20 protein-coding genes are annotated in these 19,984 nt (G+C 71.1%); 5 read left to right on the forward strand and 15 right to left on the reverse strand.

Annotated features, from left to right (window positions below; all coding sequences use genetic code 11):
* Positions 1-6: 6 nt before the first annotated feature.
* From P5P86_RS08235 to P5P86_RS08280, 10 genes are all read right to left on the reverse strand, one after another.
* Entirely contained in the window at positions 7-231 is a 225-nt protein-coding gene (locus P5P86_RS08235; protein WP_280610834.1) for a Flp family type IVb pilin, read from the reverse strand.
* A gap of 4 nt (positions 232-235) precedes the next feature.
* Positions 236-457, reverse strand: a complete 222-nt coding sequence (locus tag P5P86_RS08240; RefSeq protein WP_280610835.1) for a Flp family type IVb pilin — start codon at positions 455-457, stop codon at positions 236-238.
* Between the two features lie 153 nt (positions 458-610).
* Positions 611-1,258, reverse strand: coding sequence for a response regulator transcription factor (locus P5P86_RS08245; protein WP_280610836.1), 648 nt, complete (start codon positions 1,256-1,258; stop codon positions 611-613).
* Positions 1,255-2,871, reverse strand: coding sequence for a sensor histidine kinase (locus P5P86_RS08250; RefSeq protein WP_280610837.1), 1,617 nt, complete (start codon positions 2,869-2,871; stop codon positions 1,255-1,257). The genes P5P86_RS08245 and P5P86_RS08250 overlap by 4 nt, the downstream gene beginning before the upstream one ends.
* On the reverse strand, positions 2,868-3,797 hold the full coding sequence (locus P5P86_RS08255; protein WP_280610838.1) for a type II secretion system F family protein: 930 nt from the start codon (positions 3,795-3,797) through the stop codon (positions 2,868-2,870). The genes P5P86_RS08250 and P5P86_RS08255 overlap by 4 nt, the downstream gene beginning before the upstream one ends.
* 1 nt (position 3,798) lies before the next feature.
* Positions 3,799-5,721 carry a type II secretion system F family protein gene (locus tag P5P86_RS08260; protein WP_280610839.1) on the reverse strand — a complete coding sequence of 641 codons (1,923 nt, stop codon included), beginning with the start codon at positions 5,719-5,721 and terminating at the stop codon, positions 3,799-3,801.
* A 5-nt stretch (positions 5,722-5,726) separates the two neighbouring features.
* Complete coding sequence (locus P5P86_RS08265) at positions 5,727-7,334, reverse strand: TadA family conjugal transfer-associated ATPase (protein WP_280610840.1); 1,608 nt, start codon at positions 7,332-7,334, stop codon at positions 5,727-5,729.
* Positions 7,335-7,338: 4 nt separating this feature from the next.
* Positions 7,339-8,523, reverse strand: a complete 1,185-nt coding sequence (locus P5P86_RS08270; RefSeq protein WP_280610841.1) for a CpaE/TadZ family protein — start codon at positions 8,521-8,523, stop codon at positions 7,339-7,341.
* A gap of 5 nt (positions 8,524-8,528) precedes the next feature.
* Positions 8,529-9,239, reverse strand: a complete 711-nt coding sequence (gene cpaB, locus P5P86_RS08275; RefSeq protein WP_280610842.1) for a Flp pilus assembly protein CpaB — start codon at positions 9,237-9,239, stop codon at positions 8,529-8,531.
* A gap of 306 nt (positions 9,240-9,545) precedes the next feature.
* Positions 9,546-11,333, reverse strand: a complete 1,788-nt coding sequence (locus P5P86_RS08280) for an AMP-dependent synthetase/ligase (protein ID WP_280610843.1) — start codon at positions 11,331-11,333, stop codon at positions 9,546-9,548.
* A 165-nt stretch (positions 11,334-11,498) separates the two neighbouring features.
* Between P5P86_RS08280 and P5P86_RS08285 the strand changes: the two genes are divergently transcribed.
* From P5P86_RS08285 to P5P86_RS08305, 5 genes are read left to right on the forward strand one after another with little or no spacing between them, the layout of a single operon-like run.
* A complete protein-coding gene (locus tag P5P86_RS08285) occupies positions 11,499-11,936 on the forward strand; it encodes an SRPBCC family protein (protein WP_280610844.1) in 438 nt (145 codons plus the stop codon).
* Positions 11,933-13,183: an ArsA family ATPase gene (locus P5P86_RS08290; protein WP_280610845.1), complete on the forward strand. Its 1,251-nt coding sequence runs from the start codon at positions 11,933-11,935 to the stop codon at positions 13,181-13,183. Before P5P86_RS08285 ends, P5P86_RS08290 begins: the two co-directional genes overlap by 4 nt.
* The gene (locus tag P5P86_RS08295) at positions 13,180-13,695 is read left to right on the forward strand and encodes a hypothetical protein (RefSeq protein ID WP_280610846.1); all 516 of its coding nucleotides are present in this window, start codon (positions 13,180-13,182) and stop codon (positions 13,693-13,695) included. The genes P5P86_RS08290 and P5P86_RS08295 overlap by 4 nt, the downstream gene beginning before the upstream one ends.
* Positions 13,692-14,636: an ROK family glucokinase gene (locus P5P86_RS08300; RefSeq protein ID WP_280610847.1), complete on the forward strand. Its 945-nt coding sequence runs from the start codon at positions 13,692-13,694 to the stop codon at positions 14,634-14,636. Before P5P86_RS08295 ends, P5P86_RS08300 begins: the two co-directional genes overlap by 4 nt.
* A 5-nt stretch (positions 14,637-14,641) precedes the next feature.
* Entirely contained in the window at positions 14,642-15,622 is a 981-nt protein-coding gene (locus tag P5P86_RS08305) for an ROK family protein (protein ID WP_280610848.1), read from the forward strand.
* 8 nt (positions 15,623-15,630) lie between these two features.
* Here P5P86_RS08305 and P5P86_RS08310 read toward each other — a convergent pair whose 3' ends face one another.
* The 5 genes from P5P86_RS08310 to P5P86_RS08330 all read right to left on the reverse strand — a co-directional run bounded on the left by P5P86_RS08310 (position 15,631) and on the right by P5P86_RS08330 (position 19,921).
* Positions 15,631-16,311 (reverse strand): hypothetical protein, encoded by a 681-nt coding sequence (locus P5P86_RS08310; protein WP_280610849.1) that lies wholly within the window; start codon positions 16,309-16,311, stop codon positions 15,631-15,633.
* 98 nt (positions 16,312-16,409) lie between these two features.
* Positions 16,410-16,973: a DUF6318 family protein gene (locus tag P5P86_RS08315; protein ID WP_280610850.1), complete on the reverse strand. Its 564-nt coding sequence runs from the start codon at positions 16,971-16,973 to the stop codon at positions 16,410-16,412.
* 49 nt (positions 16,974-17,022) lie between these two features.
* Positions 17,023-18,282 (reverse strand): HNH endonuclease signature motif containing protein, encoded by a 1,260-nt coding sequence (locus P5P86_RS08320; RefSeq protein WP_280610851.1) that lies wholly within the window; start codon positions 18,280-18,282, stop codon positions 17,023-17,025.
* A gap of 349 nt (positions 18,283-18,631) precedes the next feature.
* On the reverse strand, positions 18,632-19,075 hold the full coding sequence (locus P5P86_RS08325) for a hypothetical protein (RefSeq protein ID WP_280610852.1): 444 nt from the start codon (positions 19,073-19,075) through the stop codon (positions 18,632-18,634).
* 45 nt (positions 19,076-19,120) lie between these two features.
* The gene (locus P5P86_RS08330) at positions 19,121-19,921 is read right to left on the reverse strand and encodes an alpha/beta hydrolase (protein WP_280610853.1); all 801 of its coding nucleotides are present in this window, start codon (positions 19,919-19,921) and stop codon (positions 19,121-19,123) included.
* Between the last annotated feature and the right edge of the window lie 63 nt (positions 19,922-19,984).

Raw genomic sequence — 19,984 nt, forward strand, 5'->3', positions numbered from 1 at the left:
CCGCCGTCACGTGCACGCGCCCTGGTGCGTAGCGCCCGCGACCTTGTCGCAGGTGTTGCCGAACAGATCGCTCACGTGCGGGCCGAGCAGGAACACGATCCCGGCGATCAGGGCGGCGATGCCGGCGGCGAGCAGCGCGTACTCGGCCGCGGAGGCCCCGCGGTCGGTGCGCTGTCGCTGCTCGGTCATCGCTATCCGGCGGATGCCGGTCGGCGTGCTCGCCCGGGTCATGCGGTCAGCCGCCGGTGGTGTTGGTCGCCTTCGAGCAGTCCGAGTTGCTGACCGAGTTGCAGGTGTTCTGGAAGACGCTGTGCAGCTTGTCACCGAAGACGAACACGATGCCCACCACCAGTGCGGCGACGCCGGCGATCAGGAGCCCGTACTCGACGGCGGACGCACCGCGCTCGTCCATCTTGGCCAGGCGCGCGTCCAGCATGATGCGCAGATATTCCAGCATGAAGAGTCCCCCTCAGGATCTTTTCCCCCGGGCGGGGCGAACGCACCCGCCGATGTGTCCATGGTCACCTGAGGAGGGCTCGCGGGGGATCGGGTGATGGTGCCGACCGGCGTAGTCCGTTCGGACTATCCGGGGGAGCGGGGTGGTCCCGGGTCAGCTCGTGGAGCCGGTGGGATTCACGCTGGAGAGCAGCCCGATCCGCATGGCGGTGACGAGGGCCTGGGCCCGGTTGGCGGCGCCGAGCTTCTGGTAGATCCGGGCGATGTGCGACTTGGCGGTGGACTCCGAGAGGTAGAGGCGCTCGCCGATCGCCGCCGCGCCCAGTCCGTCGGCGAGGAGGACCAGCACGTCGTGCTCGCGATCGGAGAGGCGGGTCGACTCGCTGGTGTGCCGGCGCATCATCGCTCCGACCAGCCCTGAGCAGACGAACGACCGCGGCGAGACGGCCGCATGCCGGGCGGCGCGGACGACCTCCTGGGAGGGGGCGTCCTTGCCGACGAAGCCCGAGGCGCCGGCCTCCATCGCGGCGAAGATCTGGTCGTCCCCGGAGTGCATGGTGAGCACCACCACGCCGGTGGTGTTGCTCTGGCGCCGGATCGCGCGCAGGATGTCGAGCCCGGTGCCGTCCTGCAGCTGCAGATCGGCGACGACCACGTCGGGGGAGAGCCGGGCGTAGAGCGCGAGCGCATCGGCGACGGTACCGGCCTGAGCGACCACGTCGAGATCCTCCTCCAGGTCGATCACGCCCGCCAGGCCCTCGCGGATCAGCTCGTGGTCGTCCACCAACAGCACCGAGGTCATGCGTCCACCCTCGCCTTCCCGGCCTCCGCAGCGGAGGCGTCATCAGTTCCATCAGTGATCTCGACGGTGACGGACACCCCGCCGCCGTCCCGCTCGGTCATCGCGAGGGTGGCGTTGATGAGCAGCGCCCGCTCCCGCATGATCGAGAGTCCGTGGGAGCCCGTCCGCGGCCTCTGCATGCCGCGCCCGTCGTCGCTGACGGTGATCCGCGCCTGCGGGGCACGCACCTGGCAGTGCACCTCGATCGCAGAGGCCCGGGCATGCTTGATCGCGTTGTTCATCGCCTCCTGGGTGATGCGGAACAGCTCCGCCTCCACCTCGGGCCGCAGCCGGTCGGTCGTCTCGTCGAGGGTGACGTGGATGGGCACACCGGAGACCTCGGTGAGGTTGCGGGCGATCGAGCCGATCGCCGCCCCCAGGCTCTCGCTGGCGCCGACCGAGGTGCGCAGGTTGACCAGCGAGCGGCGGATCTCCGCCACCACCGCGCTGATGCGCTCGCGCAGGACAGCGATCCGCTCGGCCTGCTGCGGGGTCGACGCCGTACCGGCGAGGGCATCGACGAGGTAGCCGAGCCCGGCGATGTCCTGGGCCACCCCGTCGTGCATCTCGCGGGCCAGCCGCCGTCGTTCCTCGGCGGTGGCGGAGTCGCGGAAGGCCACGAACAGCAACGCGGTGTCGAGCTGCACCGCGCCGACCTGCAGCGAGCGGCGCAACCGCTCCAGCCGGTCCTGCAGGCCCATGCTCTCGGCGCTGACCCGCTCGGAGAGGCACGCGACCACGACGGCCGAGACGCTGCCGTCGTGGGCGGACTGCAGCGGCACCGCGAACAGGTTGCCCTCCACGAAGGTCCCGGCGGTGGCCCAGGCAGCCAGCGCCGCGTCCTCCCACCCGGTGCCCATGGTGGCGCCGACCTCCTTGGTCACCAGCGGGGTGAGGGTCTCCCCGCGGGTCACGTAGAGCGCCATCGAGCTGGTCGGCAGCTCGTCGCGGACCTGGCCCAGGATCCCGCCGCCCAGCGCGACCGGATCGAGACCGCCGTCGAAGCCGCCGCTGATGTCGATCAGCTGGCGCAGCAGCGACTGAGCGTAGAGGTAGGGCGCCAGCGGATCGGCGCGTTGCTGCAGCGCACTGTGCAGGAAGGTGGCGATCAGACCGACGCCGAGGCCTGCGAAGCACCAGCTGAAGATGCTGTAGCCCTGCTCGGGCGTGATCCCGTGCCGCACGGCCAGCGCGGCGGTGAGCACCGCGAAGAGCTCGGTCGCCAGCGAGAGCGCGACACCCCAGATGCCGCGGTACAGGCCGGCGCTGAACGGCACGATGGCCAGCGCCGCCAGGACCACTGGCGACCGGTCCAGGGCGACGCCGCTGATCAGCCCGACGCCGGCTGCCTCGATCCCCCCGATGACGTCGAGGGTGACGCGGCTGCGCCACTCCAGCAGCGTCACGGCGGCCCAGATCGCGGCGATGAACCCGAGTGCCACCAGCGAGCCGGTGTCCCGGGTCCACAGCAGCGGCACCAGCGTCGCGACCAGCGCGAACCCGCGGGCCAGCCCCGCGACCCGGCGGTGGTGCGGGTCGGTCAACAGGCTGGCCTCGGGCGTGGTCGGGTTCATCGGCGCGAGAAGCTGTCCATCGAGTGGAGGAGCGCCGGACCCATCACGACCACGAACAGGCACGGCAGGATGAAGAAGATCAGGGGCACCGTGATCTTGACCGGCACCTGCTGCGCCCTGGTCTCGGCGCGCTGGCGACGCTTGATCCGCATCTCGCCCGCCTGGATCCGCAGGACCTGGGCGATGGGGATGCCGAAGCCGTCGGCCTGGACCATCGCGCTCACGAAGGCGCGCACGTCGTCCACCGTGCACCGTTCGGCCAGTCCCCGCAAGGCCTCGGAGCGACCCTGACCCAGCTGCATCTCGCGCAGCATCCTGGTGAACTCGTCGGCGAGCGGCCCGTGCGTCTTGACCGCCACCTGCTGGACGGCCGCGTCGAAGCCGAGGCCAGCCTCGACGCTGATAGTCAGCAGGTCGATCGCGTCGGGCAGGTCACGCTGCAACCGCTCGTTGCGGTCGTAGGTGCGCTGGTAGAGGTAGAGATCGGGGCCGAAGAACCCGACGAGCAGGCCCGCCAGCGCTACCACGACGCCGGTGAGCGGGCCGATCTGGAACAGAGCGGCGATCGCCACGCCGAGGATCAGCCCCAGGACGCCGAACAGCACCTTCCCCGAGACCATCCGGTCGACGGTCCACCCCGGCGGGTTCCCGGCGGCATCGAGCCGGCGGCGGAGCCGCTCACCCGCATCGGAGCCGCTGATCCGCCGGCCGACGGTGAGTGCTCGCGCGCGCAGCGGTGCGATCACCCGGTCCGCGAAGGGCAGATCCAGCTCGGCTCGGAGCTCCTTGGGCGCCTGGCCCATGGTCTCGAGGACCGCCAACGACCGATTGACGCCCGCTGACTCCTCGTCGGTGCGCAGCGCCAGGCTGAGCAGGAGGAGCGCCCCGAGCAGGAGGACGACGCCGAGCACCAGCAGCGCTACCACCTCAGACCTCCACCTTCACCAGACGACTCATCCAGAAGGCTCCGATGCCCAGCCACACGACAGAGGAAACCAGCAGCACGATCCCGCGAGGGTCGTGGAAGAGCGGGTGCAGGTAGGCGCGGTTCGTCAGCAGCAGGTAGAGCAGGAAGACCGGCGGAAGCGCGCCGATGACCATCGCGGAGAGCCTGCCCTCGGCGGAGAGCGCCAGCACCTGCCGGCGGACGTACTGGCGCTCGCGCAGGGTCGCGGCGACGGTGTCGAAGAGCTCGGCCAGGTTGCCGCCGACCTGCCGCTGGATCCGGATCGCCATCACGACCCAGCTGAAGTCCGGGCTGTCGAAGCGGTCGGCGACACCGTCGAGGGCGTCCTCCAGCTCCACGCCGAGCCGGGTCTCGACCAGCACCCGGCGGAACTCGCCGGCGATCGGGTCGTTCGCCTCGCGGACGACGGTGTCGACGGTCTGCGCCAGCGACAGCCCCGCCGACAGCGAGCCGGACATGAGCTGCAGCGTCTCGGGCAGGGAGTCGTCGAAGCGGCGCCGGCGGTGGCGGCGCCGTAGGAGCAACGAGGCCCAGGGGCCGAGCACGCCCACGGCGAGCAGGACGAGCGCCACCAGGGCCGAGCCGCCGCCGACGAGGAGCCCGACCACGCCGGCCACCAGCGCGATCGCCACGTGCAGGAGCAGCCACTCGGCGGGCTTCAGGTCGCTGCCGGCACCGTCGAGGGCGTGCGCGATCCGGTCCTCGAGCCCCCTGCTGCGTCGCAGCAGGCCGGCGGCGGCGGTCGTAGCCGAGGCTAGCGCCTGCTCCGCGTCCAGCCGGGGGAGGCCACGGCCGGTACCGCCGCTCACGAGCGTGCCGGCGCCGGTGCGGGCGGTGTAGTTCGTGACCAGCTCCTCCGCTGTCCCGGCCCGGCGCCGCGGGAGCAGCGTCAGGACCAGGCCGGCGAGTCCGACGGCGAGCGCCCCGATGCCGGCGTACATCACCCAGGCGGGCAGCACCCAACGGTGTGTCGGATCGGCAGCCGGCGCCGGCGCCGACGCCTGCAACCGGTCGTCGTACGCCGAGGCGTCCAGCGTGCCGCCCTCGGCGGTCGGCAGCATGACCTCGACGGTCCCGCTGGTGGCGGTCAGGCCGGCCGGCAGCTGAGCGGTGACCAGCACCTGCCGTGCCAGCACGCCGGCCTCGGCGGCGAAGGTCCGCGCGAGCGCTGTGGGGTCCGACGGCAGCACCGATCCCCTGCCGGCCGCGGCGAGCTGTTGCAGCGACGGCCTGGTGCCACCACCGTCGGAGACGGCGACCACGTCGAGCAGCGCGTCGGCCTGCGCGACGGCGCCGGTGAGCCGGGCGAGGCTCTCGGCGCTCCGGGTGTCGGTGCCGTCGGAGAGGACCAGGATCGAGCGCTGTCCGGAGCTGCCGGCCGCCCTCAGTGCAGCCCCGACGCCGTCGTAGAGCAACGTGCCGGCGCTCAACGACAGCCCGTCCAGGATGCCGGCCACCGAGGAACGGTCCCGGGTCGGGACCAGAGCCGTCCGTACCGAGCCGCCGAAGGTGACGATGCCCAGGTAGACGTCGGCGGGCAGGGCCCGCACGTAGGCGGCGGCCGCCGCCTTCGCGGCTGCGAACTTCGCGCCGGTCATCGAGACGCTCGTGTCCATCGCGAGCACGGCGGTACGCCGGACCCGCCCGGACGACCCCTCCTGTGCAGCGGCCGTGGCGGGGCGTCCCGCCACACTCACCGTGACCGCACCCAGCTCCACGGTGGCGTCGGCCGGCACCGCGACCAGCATCGACAGCCCGCCCGGGGTCTGCTCGAAGTGGTCGATCTGGGCGCCGCCGGCGGCGTATGCGGGCATGCCCGGTGCGGCCAGCAGCAGCGTCAGGCACGCCAGCGCGAGAGGCGCCGCACGCACGAGCCTGCCCACGCCGGTCACCGGAACCGATCCGTGGTGAAGAGCAGCGGGTCGACCGTCACGTTGGCGTAGGCCATCTTCTCCAACACCCTCGGCCGCAGGCCGGTGGGTCGCAGGTGCCCGCGTGCGTGTCCCTCGGCGTCGAAGCCGGCAGCGCTGTCGAAGGCGAACACGTCCTGCAGGGTGATCACCTCGCCCTCCATCCGCTCGACCTCGGTGATGTGGGTGATCCGGCGGGTGCCGTCCTTGAAGCGGGTCTGGTGCACGATCAGGTCCACGGCGGCCGCCATCTGCTCGCGGATCGCCCGGACGGGGAGGTCCATGCCCGCCATCAGCACCATCGTCTCCAGGCGGGACAGCGTGTCGCGCGGGCCGTTGGAGTGCAGGGTGCAGATCGAGCCGTCGTGGCCGGTGTTCATCGCCTGCAGCATGTCGAGCGCGGAGGCGTCGCGGACCTCGCCGACGATGATCCGGTCGGGCCGCATCCGCAGGCTGTTGCGGACCAGGTCGCGGATGGTGACGGCGCCCTTGCCCTCGATGTTGGCCGGCCGCGACTCGAGCCGGACCACGTGGTCCTGCTTGAGCTGCAGCTCTGCGGCGTCCTCGATGGTCACGATGCGCTCGTCGCCGGGGATGAAGCCGGACAGGACGTTGAGCGTGGTGGTCTTCCCGGCGCCGGTGGAGCCGGAGACCACGATGTTGAGCCGGCCGCGCACCGCCGCCTCCAGGAAGTCGCGGGCCGCGGCGGTGAGCGTGTCGAACCGGACCAGGTCGGCCACCGTGTAGGGATCGGCCGCGAACTTGCGGATGGTCAGCGCGGAGCCGTCGATCGACAGCGGCGGCACGACAGCGTTGACGCGGGAGCCGTCGGGCAGCCGCGCGTCGACCATCGGGGACGACTCGTCGACGCGGCGGCCGATCCGGGAGACGATCTTGTCGATGGTGCGGCGCAGGTGGGCCTCGTCGCTGAAGTGCGCCTCGGCACGGGTCAGCCGGCCGCCCTTCTCCAGCCAGATCCGGTCGTGGCCGTTGACCATCACCTCGGAGACCTCCGGATCGCGAAGGTACGGCTCGATCGGGCCGTAGCCGAGGATGTCGTCGCCGATCTCCTGGCTGACCCGGGCGCGGTCGCTGCTGGACAGCGGACGGTCCTGGCTGCCCAGAACCTCCGCGAGCACCGCCCGGACCTGCCGGTCCAGCTCCTGCTGGTCCATGTCGACGTCGTAGAGGTGCGGGCCCAGCTGCTTGACCAGCTCGGCGTGCACGCTGGCCTTGAGCTCCTCGATCCGCTCCTGCTGCTGGACCGCTATCGCCCGTCGCTGCGGCAGGCCGTCGCCCGAAGGCGTCGGCGCACGGCCGGGGCTGTCGGCGCGGCGCTTGCCGGCGGTCTGGTCCGGTACGGCGCGGGCCACGGGGGAGTCGTCGGCGGCGCGCGGCGGCTCCGCAGGCCCTGCCTGCTCGGCAGCTGCGTCGTCTCCGGGGTGACTGCCGGTCTCGCTGCCGGTCTCGCTGCCGCTGTCAGCTGCTCGGGCCGGCGCGTGCTCGGGCTCGTCCGGGGGTGATCCCACGCCGTGGTTCTCGACCTCGGCGCGTCGTGCGGCGGCGAGCCGATCGGCGAGGCTCATCGGCCTACCTGCGCTTCCACCGGAACCCCCGCTGTTGCGGCGCCGTTCGGGTGGCCGTGCTCACCCCGGCCGGCGGCCCGACGCTCTGACCGGCCAGCAGCGAGGCCAACTCCCGGATGGCGAGGCTGGTGGGATGGTGCGGGTCGCGCAGCACGATCGGCTTGCCGGCGTTGGTGGCGGCGGCGATCTCGATCGAGCTGGCCACCCGCGCCCTGGGCCGCATCCCGAGGATGCCCTCCACCCGGTCGGCGCTGATCCCGACCTCGTCGTCGGCGCGATTGAGCAGCAGGTGCCGGTGATCGGACGCGATGTCGAGCATGTCGAGGGTCTCCAGGGCGACCTTGACGTTCTTCAGGGTGGGTACGTCGAGGGTGGCCACGACAACGATGTCGTCGGTCTCGTCGAGGGCCGTGAGGGTCTGCTCGTCGAACGCCGGTGCGGTGTCGACGACGACGTAGTCGAACGTCTGCTTCAGGGTCCGGATGACCTGGGAGACCAGGGTCGCCGAGATCCGGTCACGGACGTCGGGGTGCGAGGGGGCCGCGAGCACCATCATCGCGTCGTGATGGCGGGTCAGCAGACCCTCGAGCAGCTCGGTGTCGATCGCGTCCTCCGAGCCGACGGCGTGCTCGATCGAGTGGGTCGGGAACAGCTGCATGGTGATCGCGACGTCGCCGAAGGCGAGGTCCAGGTCGACCACGCAGACACGCCGGGCTCCCTTCTCGGCCAGCGCGAGGCCGAGGTTCACCGCCATCGTGGTCTTGCCGACGCCGCCCTTCGGCGACCAGACGGTCAGCACCTTGCCCTCGCTGGGACCCACGGCTGCAGCACCACGCAGCGCGGTGAAGAGACGATAGGCACGCTCCGCAGCCTCGCTGACGGCCTCGGGCGATCCGGCCGGGATCACCTCGCGCGCGCCCGCGGCGACGGCCTGCGCGAAGACCTCGGCCGAGACCTCGGCGCGCGCCAGCACCACGGAGGCGGCCGGACGGGTGACACGGAGGCCCTCGCAGGCGGCCAGTGCGTCCGGGAGCGGCATGGTCGGCCCGAGGACGACGACGTACTCGTCCGGGTGCTGGGCCATCCACGCGCGCATGCGCTCCGTGTCGGGCACCGCCTGGGTGCCGGAGGGGAGGCTGCGCAGCAGGCCGGCGGCCACCTGCTGATCGGCTTCGACGACGACGGGCATGGTCCTCAGCCCTGCTTGTAGAGGCTGCCGAGGGTGGTGGCGGGGCCGGGCGCGACCCTGCTGCTGTCGGTGAGCAGGGCGAAGGCGAGCTGGCCGTTGCCCTGGGCGAAGAGCACCTTCTGCGCCTCCTGCTGATCGACGGCCAGGGTCAGCAGCGTGCTCGGCAGCTGCTCGCCGGTCGTCTGGCCCTGGCTGCCGGCGGTGGTGGTCGAGACGGGCGTGGTGGAGCCGACGCCCAGCACCTGGACCTTGGGCAGCAGGAGGCGGGTGTAGGGCTGCCCTGCCGTCGTGCCGTTGACGAAGACGGCCACCTGCGAGCCGGGGACGACGAAGCCGGCGACGCGAGCAGGGTCGGTGAGATTGACCGAGATGGCCACCATCCCGTCGGGGATCGTCAGCGCCGAGATCGGCGCCGCGCTGGTGCCGAACTTCGAGGCGATGATCTGCTCGCCCGGGTAGATCGTGGTCAGCGCGACCTGGCCGGCCAGGCCGGCGGTGTTGGTCTGGTAGCCGTCCAGGAGCTCGTTGCGGGTGACGGCGCGCAGGGCCAGCCTGCCGGCGGCGGACGCCTGCTCGACCGTCTCGCCGGGATTGATCTGTCCGGTGGCGGTGAGGACCTCGACGGTGGCGAACCTGTCCTGGGCCCGATGATCGGCGCCCCGGACGTAGAGCAGCACCAGGACGACGCCGAGCGCCGCCACCACCGCTGCAGCCACCACGAGAATTCTGCGTCGGTCCATCACGGCCTTCCGTCACATCAGTCCGGGGAGGTCCCCCAGGCCTCCGCGACTGCGGACCCTTGCTCCCCGGGGACGACTGTAGGGATGACCAGGACAGTTGGTAAGGAGTTTCCAGCGATCCGTTCGAGTCGTCCCCCGGCGCCGACCGTAGCGCGATCGGGCCATTTTTCTGGGTCGAGAGTCCCGAATGTTCGGGCGTGTCTGTCCGGCTGCTGTGTCCGCCCTGTGGTGCGGCACCGTCGTTCGGCACCGCGGCGAGATCGCCGCCGCAGTGCCCTGCTCTCAGCGCCGGTAGAGCGCCTCCACCTCGTCGTGGAACTCCCGCATCACGACGCCGCGCTTCAGCTTCAGGCTGGGGGTGAGCTGGCCGCCCTCCTCGGTCCACGCGTCGGGGAGGATGACGAACTTCTTGATCGCCTCGGCGTGCGACACCGCCTTGTTGGCGTCATCCACGGCGCGCTGCACCTCGGCCCGCAGGTCGGCGTCGTCGTACAGCTCCTCCACGCCGCCCTGCTTGCCGTGCGCCTCGGCCCAGGTCGGCAGCGACTCCGGGTCGAGCGTCACCAACGCGCCGATGAACGGCTGGCCGTCACCGACCACCATGCACTGGTCGACCAGCACATGCGCCCGCAACCGGTCCTCGAGGACGGCGGGAGCGACGTTCTTGCCGCCGGCGGTCACGATGATCTCCTTCTTGCGGCCGGTGATCCGCACGAAGCCCTCGTCGTCGACCTCGCCGAGATCGCCGGTGTGGAACCAGCCGTCGTCGAGCGCCTCGCGGCTGGCGGTCTCGTTCTTCCAGTAGCCGCCGAAGACCTGCCCGCCCTTGAAGAGCAGCTCGCCGTCGTCGGCGACCCTGACCGAGGTGCCGGCCAGCGGCCGTCCGACGGTGCCGATCTTGAGCGCGTCGGGCAGGTTGACCGTCAGGGCGCCGGTGGTCTCGGTGAGGCCGTAGCCCTCCAGGACCGTCAGCCCGATGCCGCGGTAGAAGTGACCCAGCCGCTCGCCCAGGGGCGCGCCGCCGGACACCGCGAACTGACAGCTGCCCCCCAGCGCCGCCAGCAGCTTGCCGTAGACGAGCCGGGCGAACAGGGCGTGCTTGGCACGCAGCACGAGCGGCACCCGGCCGGCCTCGTCGGCGCGCGAGTAGTTGATGGCCACATCGGTGGCGACGTTGAAGATCTTGCCCTTGCCGTCGGCCGCGGCCTTCTGGGAGGCGGTGTTGTACACCTTCTCGAAGACCCGCGGGACCGCGAGGATGAAGGTCGGCTTGAAGCCGCCGAGGTCGTCGAGCAGATGGGTGATGTCGGGGGAGTGGCCCAGTCGGGTGCGCGACTTGACGCAGCCGATCTGGATGATCCGGGCGAAGACGTGCGCCAGCGGGAGGAAGAGCAGCGTGCTGGCGTTCTCGGTCTGGAAGAGCCGCTCCAGCTCGTCGACGGCGACGCCGAGCTCGACCATGAAGTTGCTGTGGGTGAGCACACAGCCCTTCGGCCGTCCGGTGGTGCCGGAGGTGTAGATCAAGGTGGCGGGGTCGGCCGGGACGATCGCCGTACGACGCTTCTCGACCTCCTCGTCGGCGACGTCGCCGCCGAGCCTGACCAACACGTCGACGGCGTTGTCCGCGAACGACCAGACGCTGGTGAGCGACTCCAGGTCGTGACGCGCCTCGGCGACCCGGGCGATGTGGTCGGGCCCCTCGGCCACGATCCCGCGCGCACCGGAGTCCTCCAGGATCCAGCGCACCTGCTCCACCGACGAGGTCTCGTAGATCGGCACCGTCACGGCACCGGCGAACCAGATGGCGTAGTCCAGGAGGGTCCACTCGTAGCGGGTCTTGGAGAACAGCGCGACCCGGTCGCCCTGCTCGATGCCGGAGGCGATCAGGCCCTTGGCCACCGCCACCACCTCGGCGTGGAACTGCGCGGCGGTGACGTCCTCCCAGCCGCCGGGGCCGGGGCGGCTGAAGGCCACCGATTCGGGGAAGTCGCGCGCGTTGCTCACGACGTCGTCCGTCAGGTTTCCCGCGGTCGGGAGCTCGAGGGTGGCCGGGGTCGAGAACTCGCGCACTACTTCCTCCGCACATACTGCTGGTAGGTGAACTCCGGCACACTACTCCGACCAGATGTCCCGCGGGATCCCTCCCCGCCATCCGGTACGCTGCGAATCCGTCCGACAAAGGTCGGAGCCCGTCAACCGAGCCCGCCGCACCGGCCCGAAACGCGAAGGCATCTCATGGCCGAACAGACCACCTCATCGATCGTCGTGCAGGCGGCTCCTGGCGCGGTGATGGACGTGATCGCCGACTTCCCGTCGTATCCGACCTGGGCCAAGGGCATGAAGGTCGCCGAGCCGCTCTCGACGAGCCCCGACGGCCGTGCCGAGCAGGTCCACTTCGTCCTGGACGTGCCGCCGATCAAGGACGACTACACGCTGTCCTACGTCTGGGACGGCGAGCGCAAGGTCTCCTGGACCCTGGTGAAGGGCACCCTGCTGCGCACGCTCGACGGGGCCTACCTGCTGCGCGACCTCGGTGACGGCTCCACCGAGGTCACCTACCAGCTCTCCCTCGACGTCAGCATCCCGTTGATCGGCATGCTCAAGCGCAAGGGCGAGAAGATCCTGATCGAGACCGCGCTGCGGGGGCTGAAGACGCGCGTCGAGTCGCTGTGACAGCGGCCTCTTCCCCCGAGAGCCGCACGCCCGGCCGGTCCGAGGGCATGCGGGTCCTGCTCTTCACCGGCAAGGGCGGCGTCGGCAAGTCGACGGTCGCCGCCGCCACGGCCGCCCAGGCCGCCGCTGCGGGCCGGCGCACCCTCGTGATGTCGACCGACGCCGCGCACTCACTCGCCGACGCGTACGGCGCGGCCATCCCCGACGGCTCACCCACGGAGGTGGCACCGGGCCTGTTCGTCCAGCAGATCGATGCGCAGCGGCGGTTCGAGGAGTCGTGGGCCGACATCCAGGGCTACCTGCTGAGCGTGCTGGAGGTGGTAGGGGTGGACCCCGTCGCCGCCGAGGAGCTGACCGTGATCCCGGGCGCCGAGGAGGTCCTGGCGCTCCTGGAGCTGCGCGAGCAGGCGCGCTCGGGCCGTTGGGATGTCATCGTGGTCGACTGCGCGCCGACGGCCGAGACGCTGCGGCTGCTGGCGCTGCCGGAGGCACTGGGCTGGTACATGCAGCGGATCCTGCCCATGCAGCGCCGCCTGACCAAGGCCCTCAAGCCGGTGCTCACCCGGGCCGCCGGGGTGCCGATGCCCGCGGAGTCCGTCTTCGACGCGGTCGAGCGACTGCATGCCGAGCTGCGCGAGGTGCGCGAGCTGCTGGCGGGCCCGGCGGCCTCGGTCCGGCTGGTGCTCACCCCGGAGCGGGTCGTCGCGGCGGAGGCCCGACGCAGCTTCACCACGCTCTCGCTCTACGGCTACCGGGTCGACGGCGTGGTCGCGAACCGGGTCTTCCCCGCCGACGGCGCCGACGACTGGCGCGCCGGGTGGGTGGTGGCGCAGGACGAGGTCCTGGCCGAGGTGGACGAGTCGTTCCCGGGGCTGCCCGTCTGGCGGTCGGTCTACCGGCCGCGGGAGCCCGTCGGCGTGGCCGCCCTGGTGGCACTGGCCGACGGGGTCTACGCCGGCGCCGACGCCCTCGCCGTACCGAGCGGGGCGGGGCCGTTCCGGATCACGCGTACCGGTGAGGGCGCGATCGCGCACCTGGCCCTGCCGGGCGCGGCGCGCGAGCAGGTGCACCTGGGTCGCAACGGCGACGACCTGGTCGTCACGGTCGGGTCCTACCGACGCCTGCTGAGCCTGCCGGCGGGACTCGCCAGGCTCCAGGTGGCGGGGGCGCGTGTGGAGAAGGGCGAGCTGCAGGTACGGTTCCGCGAGCGAAAGACCGCAGCCGGAGCCGGGGAGGAGCAGCTGTGACCGAGGATGCGGGTGATCGGCCAGGTGCCGATCACCAGTCCGGACACGAGCCGTTGGGCAGCGCCGCCGAGGAGGCGGCCCGCCTCTTCGGAGCGCTCGGCGACTGGGCGAAGCAGCACGGCGGCGACGTCGCCAACAACCTCGCCGTCGGTCTGACGACGGGTCTGGCCGGCTTGGCCGGGCACGCGCAGGCCGCCGCGTCCGACCTCGGCCGGGAGGCGGCGCGCGACCTCGGCGAGCACCTGGCCACCGGCGCGCCCGAATGCACCTATTGCCCGATCTGCCGCACCGTGCACGTCGTACGCGAGGCCTCGCCCGAGGTCATGGTGCACCTCGCCTCGGCGGCCGCCTCGCTCATGCAAGCCGTCTCGGCGGTGATCACCGCAGCGGCGGAATCGGGCTCGACTTCCCGTAGAGGCCCTTCGGTGGAGAAGATCGACCTCGACCCGGAGCATGGCTGGTCCGATGACTGGCCGGATGACTCCAGCGATGGACAGGAGAACCAGGAGTGACCGCACTCGCGTGTGGCGTCGACGTCGGCGGCACGAAGATCCTCGGAGGCGTGGTCGACGAGAAGGGGACCATCGTCGAGGAGTTGCGCGTGACCTCCCCGGCGACCGACCCCGACGCGATCCAGGCGGCGATCGCCTCGGTCGTGCTCGAGTTGAAGAGCCGTCACGAGATCTCGTCGGTCGGCGTCGGAGCCGCCGGTTACATCGACAAGGGGCGCAGCACCGTGATGTTCGCGCCGAACATCGCCTGGCGCGACGTGAACCTGAGCCAGGGCCTGGAGAAGCAGGTCGAGCTGCCGGTCGTGATCGAGAACGACGCCAACGCGGCGGCGTGGGGTGAGTTCGCGTACGGCGCGGGTGCCGACGTGGACGACCTTCTCCTCGTCACCGTCGGCACCGGGGTCGGCGGCGGCCTGGTGCTGGACGGCGAGCTCTACCGTGGCGCCTTCGGCGTCGGTGCCGAGATCGGGCACATGCGGGTGGTCCCGAACGGGATCATCTGCGGCTGCGGCAACCTCGGCTGCTTCGAGCAGTACGCGTCGGGCAACGCGCTGGTGCGTGACGTCCGCGCTGCCGCCCTGGAGGGCGACCGTCGTGCCGACGGCGTGCTGGCGCGCGCGGGGGGCGACCCGGCGGCGATCAACGGACCGATGGTGACGGCCGCCGCGCAGGCCGACGACCCGTTCGCGATCGAGGCACTGGCCACGCTCGGCACCTGGCTGGGCGAGGGCATCGCCTCGCTCACTGCCGTGCTGGACCCGGCTGTGGTGGCGATCGGCGGCGGCGTCGCCGATGCCGGGGAGCTGCTCCTGGGCCCGGCGCGCACGGCCTTCCGCAACCAGCTGACCGGGCGCGGCCACCGTCCCGAGCTCGACATCCGGGGCGCGAGCCTGGGCAACAGCGCCGGTCTCATCGGCGCGGCAGACCTGGCCCGGCGGTAGCGCCGATGGCCGACGGGACGGACACACCCGCGGGCGTGTACATCGGCGTCGACATCGGCGGCACCAAGGTGATGGCGGCGACCGTCTCGGAGGAGGGTGAGGTCGGGCCGATCGCGCGCCGTACCACGCCCGGCCGACGGGTCGAGGTGGAGCTGGTCGAGGACGCGCTTACCGAGGCGATCGAGGAGGCGGCCGCCGGCCGGCCGATCGCGGCGGTGGGCATCGCGGCGGCGGGCTTCGTCGACGCGGACGGCGAGCGGGTGATGTTCGCTCCCCACCTGCCGTGGCGCGACGATCCGACCCGGTCCCGGTTGGAGACGCGGTGGGGGTTGCCCGTCGCCCTGGACAACGACGCCAACTGTGCGGCCCGGGCCGAGATCGCTCTCGGTGCGGCGCGGGCTGCGCGCGACGTACTGATGGTGACGATGGGCACCGGCATCGGAGGTGCGGTGGTGCTGGGCGGCACCCTGCTGCGCGGGCGCAACGGCATGGCCGGGGAGTTCGGGCACATGCAGGTCGTGCCGGACGGCCGGGGCTGTGAGTGCGGTGGCGAGGGCTGCTGGGAGCAGTACTCCTCCGGGAACGCGCTGGTGCGCTACGCCCGGGGCCGGATGTGGCACGAGTCGTACGCCGGCACCACGCTGCTCGCGGAGCTCACCGGGGGCGACCCGCACGCGCTGACCGGCCCGATGGTGACGGCCGCGGCCGAGCGGGGCGACAGCCTCGCGCTGCAGGCCTTCGAGGAGGTCGGGGAGTGGCTCGGCATCGGCATCGCGAACCTGGTCGCGGCGTTCGACCCGGAGCTGGTGGTGGTTGGCGGCGGCGTCTCCGCTGCTGACGGCCTGTTGCTCGCCCCTGCCCGGTCGGCGTTGGAGCAGTCGCTGGTCGGGGCGGCGCACCGCATCGTCCCGCCGGTCGTGCGGGCGCACTTCGGCCCCGAGGCCGGCGTCGTGGGAGCAGCGGCGCTGGCGCGCGCGGTCTGCTGAGGACGGGCTCAGCCGCCGACGAGGAGCGGGGTGGCGGTGCGTACGCGGAGCTGTCGGGCGGTGCCGGGGACCGCCAGCGTGTCGGGCAGCGGCTGCCAGGGTCCGGTGCCGAAGCGGTAGCGGCCGCGGTAGGTGACGTCGACCTGCGCGCTCACCGTTCCCCTGGTCCGGTAGCGGTGTTCGACGCCCATCGCCGGGTAGGCCGCGCCGGGATCGCTGCCGGTCTGCCTCTCACCGTCACCGAAGAGCCAGGTGTACGCCGCCGGCGCGGCGTCGATGGTCACGCGAACGCCGAGGAGCGACACGGTCCGGATCTGGTGCTGGGTGGTGGTGGTGTAGAAGTTCGTCGCGAAGTTGACCAGGGTCTCGCCGTCCGGCGGCTGGATGATCAAGGTGGCGGCCGGCCAGGAGAGCCTGCGTGCCGCCGCCATCACCCGATCGGGGGTCGGCAGCTGCGGGTCGGCGGCCTTCCCGGTCCAACACGTCTCGCCGACCTTCGCCGAGCCCTCGTAGACCAGCAGATCCTCGCCCTCGCCGCCGTCCTCCGCCGTGCAGGTGGGAGTCTCCGAGCAGACCCGTGTTCCTTCGTGGCAGTTGGGCTTGAAGGTGTAGTTGATGCGGTCTCCGCCGTCGCCGGAGCTGGCGATGGTGGCCGCGTCATGCCCGGAGATAGCGCAGATCTCGCCCACCTGTTGCAGCGTCGCGCCTCCCGTGCAGCCTTCTGCATGCGAGGCTGCTGGAACCAGTGCAACCGTCGCCGTGGCGCAGAGAAGGGCGAGGATCAGCCTCACGAGGCACTCCCTGCGAGCTGCGCGTACTCGACCACCTGCCATGCTCCTGAGCTTCTCCTCAGGTACAGGATCTGAGTGTCGGTGCCGCCCGCGAGGTACTTCCAGCTGCCTCCCGACTTCTCCTGATAGCGGCTCGGTCCAGCGGTCTCGCGCACGCGATAGCTGACCTCGGCCCCGTATTTGACCGCAAGGCTGCGTCTCACCCAGTTAATGTGCGTCGGTTTTGCCTCCACGTGTCCACCGGCGGCGTAGATATGGATGATGCTTTTCTCGAACGTGGCACATGAATGGCACGATGCGTCATTCAGGCCGTCGAAGGTCGATGTGTCGCCCGTCCTTTGCATATCGTCGGCGGTCTCCTGCCAGCGACGAATGAACTGCCTCGCCGTTTCACGCGTCGGCATCGACGATTTCGCACTCGAAGAGCCGGCGGTGATCGTAGGGATCCCGGGCGCGGTGACAGATCCCCTGGAGGGACCGTCGGCACGGTCCTGCGCCCCACCGCCACAACCGGCGAGTGGTGCGGTCAGCAGAACAGACAGCAACAACAAACGGCGCATCGATCCCTCCCGAGCGGAATGGCGCTGACGCTGACCGTAACGCGACGGGTTATGTAGAGGGAAGCCGTGAACTCATATCTGTGGAGAAGGTTCCTCGGTTGTTTCTGAGTCGAAACCGGTATTCTCCATTTTTCGATCTGTCGGTGTAATAGTTCGGGTCGTGGGCGCGTCTGTGGTGGTGTCCGCAGAGGAGGGATCCGTGGGCGAGGTTGGTGTGGCCGCCGTGGCTCCAGGGTTGGTCGTGGTGGGCGTCGCACCAGGCGGTGGGGACGGTGCAGCCTTCGGTGCGGCAGTGTTTGTCTCGTAGGGCGAGGGCCTTGCGCTGGGTTGGGGTGAAGAGTCGTCGGGTGCGGCCCAGATCGAGGGGTTCGGAGTTGCCGCCGAGGACGGCGGGGATGATCCCCGCGGTGCAGGCCAGCCGTCGGGTCTCCCCGGTGCTGATCGGGGTGCCGTCATCGAGCCACGCAACACCCAGACCGGCCCGTAGCTGGTCCAGCGTCATGGTCACCACCACCGTGGTCGCGTCGCCGCCGTGGGCGGGGAGTCGGGTGGGGTCGGTGTTCTCCAGGAGCTGGGCGAACGCGTGCGCAAGGAGCCGGCTGCGGGGCTGGACCTTCCCGTCGGCTTCCAGGGCGGCGATGCGGGGCTGGGTGTAGGCCTGCAGGTAGGTCCGCAACCGATGACCCACGACCTCGGGCACGATGCCGTGGATCCTGGTCGTCCCGTCACCTTGGTCGGTGATCGACAGCGTGGCGTTCGCGTTCGCGGTCTCCTCGAGCCGACGGATCGCCTCGGCCTCGGCGGCTTCCGCGACCTCGGGGGCGATGACCTCCAGCAGGTGGCTGGTGAGGCGGCGCAGGTCCTTGGGGCGGTGCTCCCCGGCGAGGTCGCACAGGGTGACCTCCGCCCGCGCCAGCACCTCGGCGGGTAGGTCGTCGGGCAGGTCGTCCAAGCCACGGAGGATCACGCGGGCGTGCTCGAGACTGAACCGACCCTGCGCGAGCCTTGCCCGGACCACCGGCCGAGTCTCTAATTCCCGGGCCAACCGAAGGGTGGCGTGCGCGGCGGGACTCTCGACCCGGTGCTGCGCCACTAGCCAGGCTGCGACATCGCGGGCACCGACCTCCTCGGCCACGTCCTGTGCGGAGGCGATCACGCGGAGTCGTAGCTCGGCCACACGTGCGGTGATCTGCTCCAGTCGTGCGAGCACGTCTGCCTTGTCCGGTGTCGCGAGGAAGACCGGGTTCGCGTCCGTGGCCTCATCGAGGGCAGCAGCGATCGTGGCGAGTGTCGCCTGGATCTGATGCATGAGGGATCACCACCGAGAGAGATCAGTTCGAACGCATGTTCGAATCCTAGGTGGTCGGATGTGTGTGGTCAACCCCCTGTTGTGATGCCACATCGGGGCGCGTGCTCGTCGTACTGGATCACAGCCATGGTGGCCCGACGCAACCGTAGGGAAGGCTCCCGACCCAGCCAAGACACCGGGCCACGCTGGTACTGGCCCACGCCTTTCGTTTTTCCTCAGACCAACCCCGAACGACGGCCGGTGTCGCAGGCCCGACTCAACCCGGACGCAGGCCCGACTGAACCCGGACGCAGGCCCGACTCAACCCGGACGCAGGCCCGACTGAACCCGGACGCAGGCCCGAGTCGACCTACAGACGCGCCCCGTCATCCCACGGATCGCGCGGCTCGCGCGGCATGTGGAAGACCAGGTAGCCGAAGCCCACCAGGAATCCCAGGATCAGGAAGTCGACGACCCAGTTCGGGATCCACCAGTTGAGCGTCGCGCGCAGCACGAACAGCACGATGGCGATCACCGGGGCCCCGAGTACACCGATCCAGGCGAACAGCCGGTCCGGAGAGGGGCGGGGGAGTGCCGGCCTGGGGGCGACGAAGCCGTCGTCGTAGTCCTCGTCGTACATCTCCGGGTCGGGTTCGAACGGCTCGTCGACATCGTCGTCGAAGATCAGCTCGACCGGCTCGGGCCGCGCGAGGTCATCGTCCGAGAGCTCGACGCGCTCGCCGAAGTTCTCCACGATCTCCTGCCAGGCCGCGTCCTGCGCAGCCTTGTCCGGGTCGCTCACCGGTTCGCTCACCCCACCAGAGTAGGACGGCGATCCAGGGCTACCTAGTCCGAGTCTTCAGCCGGCGGTCACCCGGGCGACGAAGGCGGCCGACTCGTCGAAGATCAGCTGTGCGTCGTTGTCGAGGGTGGCGACGTGGTAGCTGTTGGGCAGCTCGCGCACCGTCACCGGGCCGGAGACCCGCGAGGTGATCAGCGGCTGGGAGGCGGCGTCGACGACGTGGTCGACCGTCGAACGGAAGTAGAGCACCGGCGCTGTCACCTTCGGCAGGTCGGCGACGAGCTCGGGCCACGCACGGAACATCGAGTGCGCGGCCTTCAGCGGTGTGCGGAGGTAGCCGTGCTCGGCCACGCCCTCCTTCTTGATGTCGCTGGCGATGCCGGGGAAGGACCGGACGAGGTGCTTCACGACCGGCAGCAGCTTCACGTCCAGGCGCTTGGTCGCGACGGCCGGGTTGACCACCACCACCCCGGCGATGGCATCGGCGTGGTCGGCGGCGAGGCGGAGGACGAGGGCACCGCCCATCGAGAGGCCGGCTACCACCACCACGTCGTTCTCGGCCTGCACCTTGGCGAAGGCGCGCGAGACCTCGGCGTACCAATCGGACCAGGTGGTGCCGTTCATCTCCTGCCAGGTCGTGCCGTGGCCGGGCAGCCGGGGGACCTCGACGGCGTACCCGAGATCGGCCAGTGAGCGTCCCCACGGGACCATCGAATAGGGCGACCCGGTGAAGCCGTGCGAGAGGAGTACGCCGATGCGGCGGCCGCCGGTCAGCTCGGGCCGCGCGGCCACCGACAGCGGCGCGTGGAGGTCTGCGTGGTCCGGTGAGGACGTGGACGTCTCGGTCTGCTCCGCCATGCCCGGCATTGTGCCGCAGTGATCGCAGGGCGGCCACCGATCGATTTGCCGATAGGCTCGGCC

The organism is Nocardioides sp. BP30, from assembly GCF_029873215.1.
Lineage (GTDB): Bacteria > Actinomycetota > Actinomycetes > Propionibacteriales > Nocardioidaceae > Nocardioides.

Bases quoted from the DNA above. Each gene is read 5' to 3' on its own strand.
- P5P86_RS08265 (WP_280610840.1), bottom strand. From the start codon at position 7,334: ATGAGCCTCGCCGATCGGCTCGCCGCCGCACGACGCGCCGAGGTCGAG.
- P5P86_RS08240 (WP_280610835.1), bottom strand. From the start codon at position 457: ATGCTGGAATATCTGCGCATCATGCTGGACGCGCGCCTGGCCAAGATG.
- P5P86_RS08315 (WP_280610850.1), bottom strand. From the start codon at position 16,973: ATGCGCCGTTTGTTGTTGCTGTCTGTTCTGCTGACCGCACCACTCGCC.
- P5P86_RS08250 (WP_280610837.1), bottom strand. From the start codon at position 2,871: ATGAACCCGACCACGCCCGAGGCCAGCCTGTTGACCGACCCGCACCAC.
- P5P86_RS08270 (WP_280610841.1), bottom strand. From the start codon at position 8,523: ATGCCCGTCGTCGTCGAAGCCGATCAGCAGGTGGCCGCCGGCCTGCTG.
- P5P86_RS08245 (WP_280610836.1), bottom strand. From the start codon at position 1,258: ATGACCTCGGTGCTGTTGGTGGACGACCACGAGCTGATCCGCGAGGGC.
- P5P86_RS08285 (WP_280610844.1), top strand. From the start codon at position 11,499: ATGGCCGAACAGACCACCTCATCGATCGTCGTGCAGGCGGCTCCTGGC.
- P5P86_RS08320 (WP_280610851.1), bottom strand. From the start codon at position 18,282: ATGCATCAGATCCAGGCGACACTCGCCACGATCGCTGCTGCCCTCGAT.
- P5P86_RS08330 (WP_280610853.1), bottom strand. From the start codon at position 19,921: ATGGCGGAGCAGACCGAGACGTCCACGTCCTCACCGGACCACGCAGAC.
- P5P86_RS08305 (WP_280610848.1), top strand. From the start codon at position 14,642: ATGGCCGACGGGACGGACACACCCGCGGGCGTGTACATCGGCGTCGAC.
- P5P86_RS08235 (WP_280610834.1), bottom strand. From the start codon at position 231: ATGACCCGGGCGAGCACGCCGACCGGCATCCGCCGGATAGCGATGACC.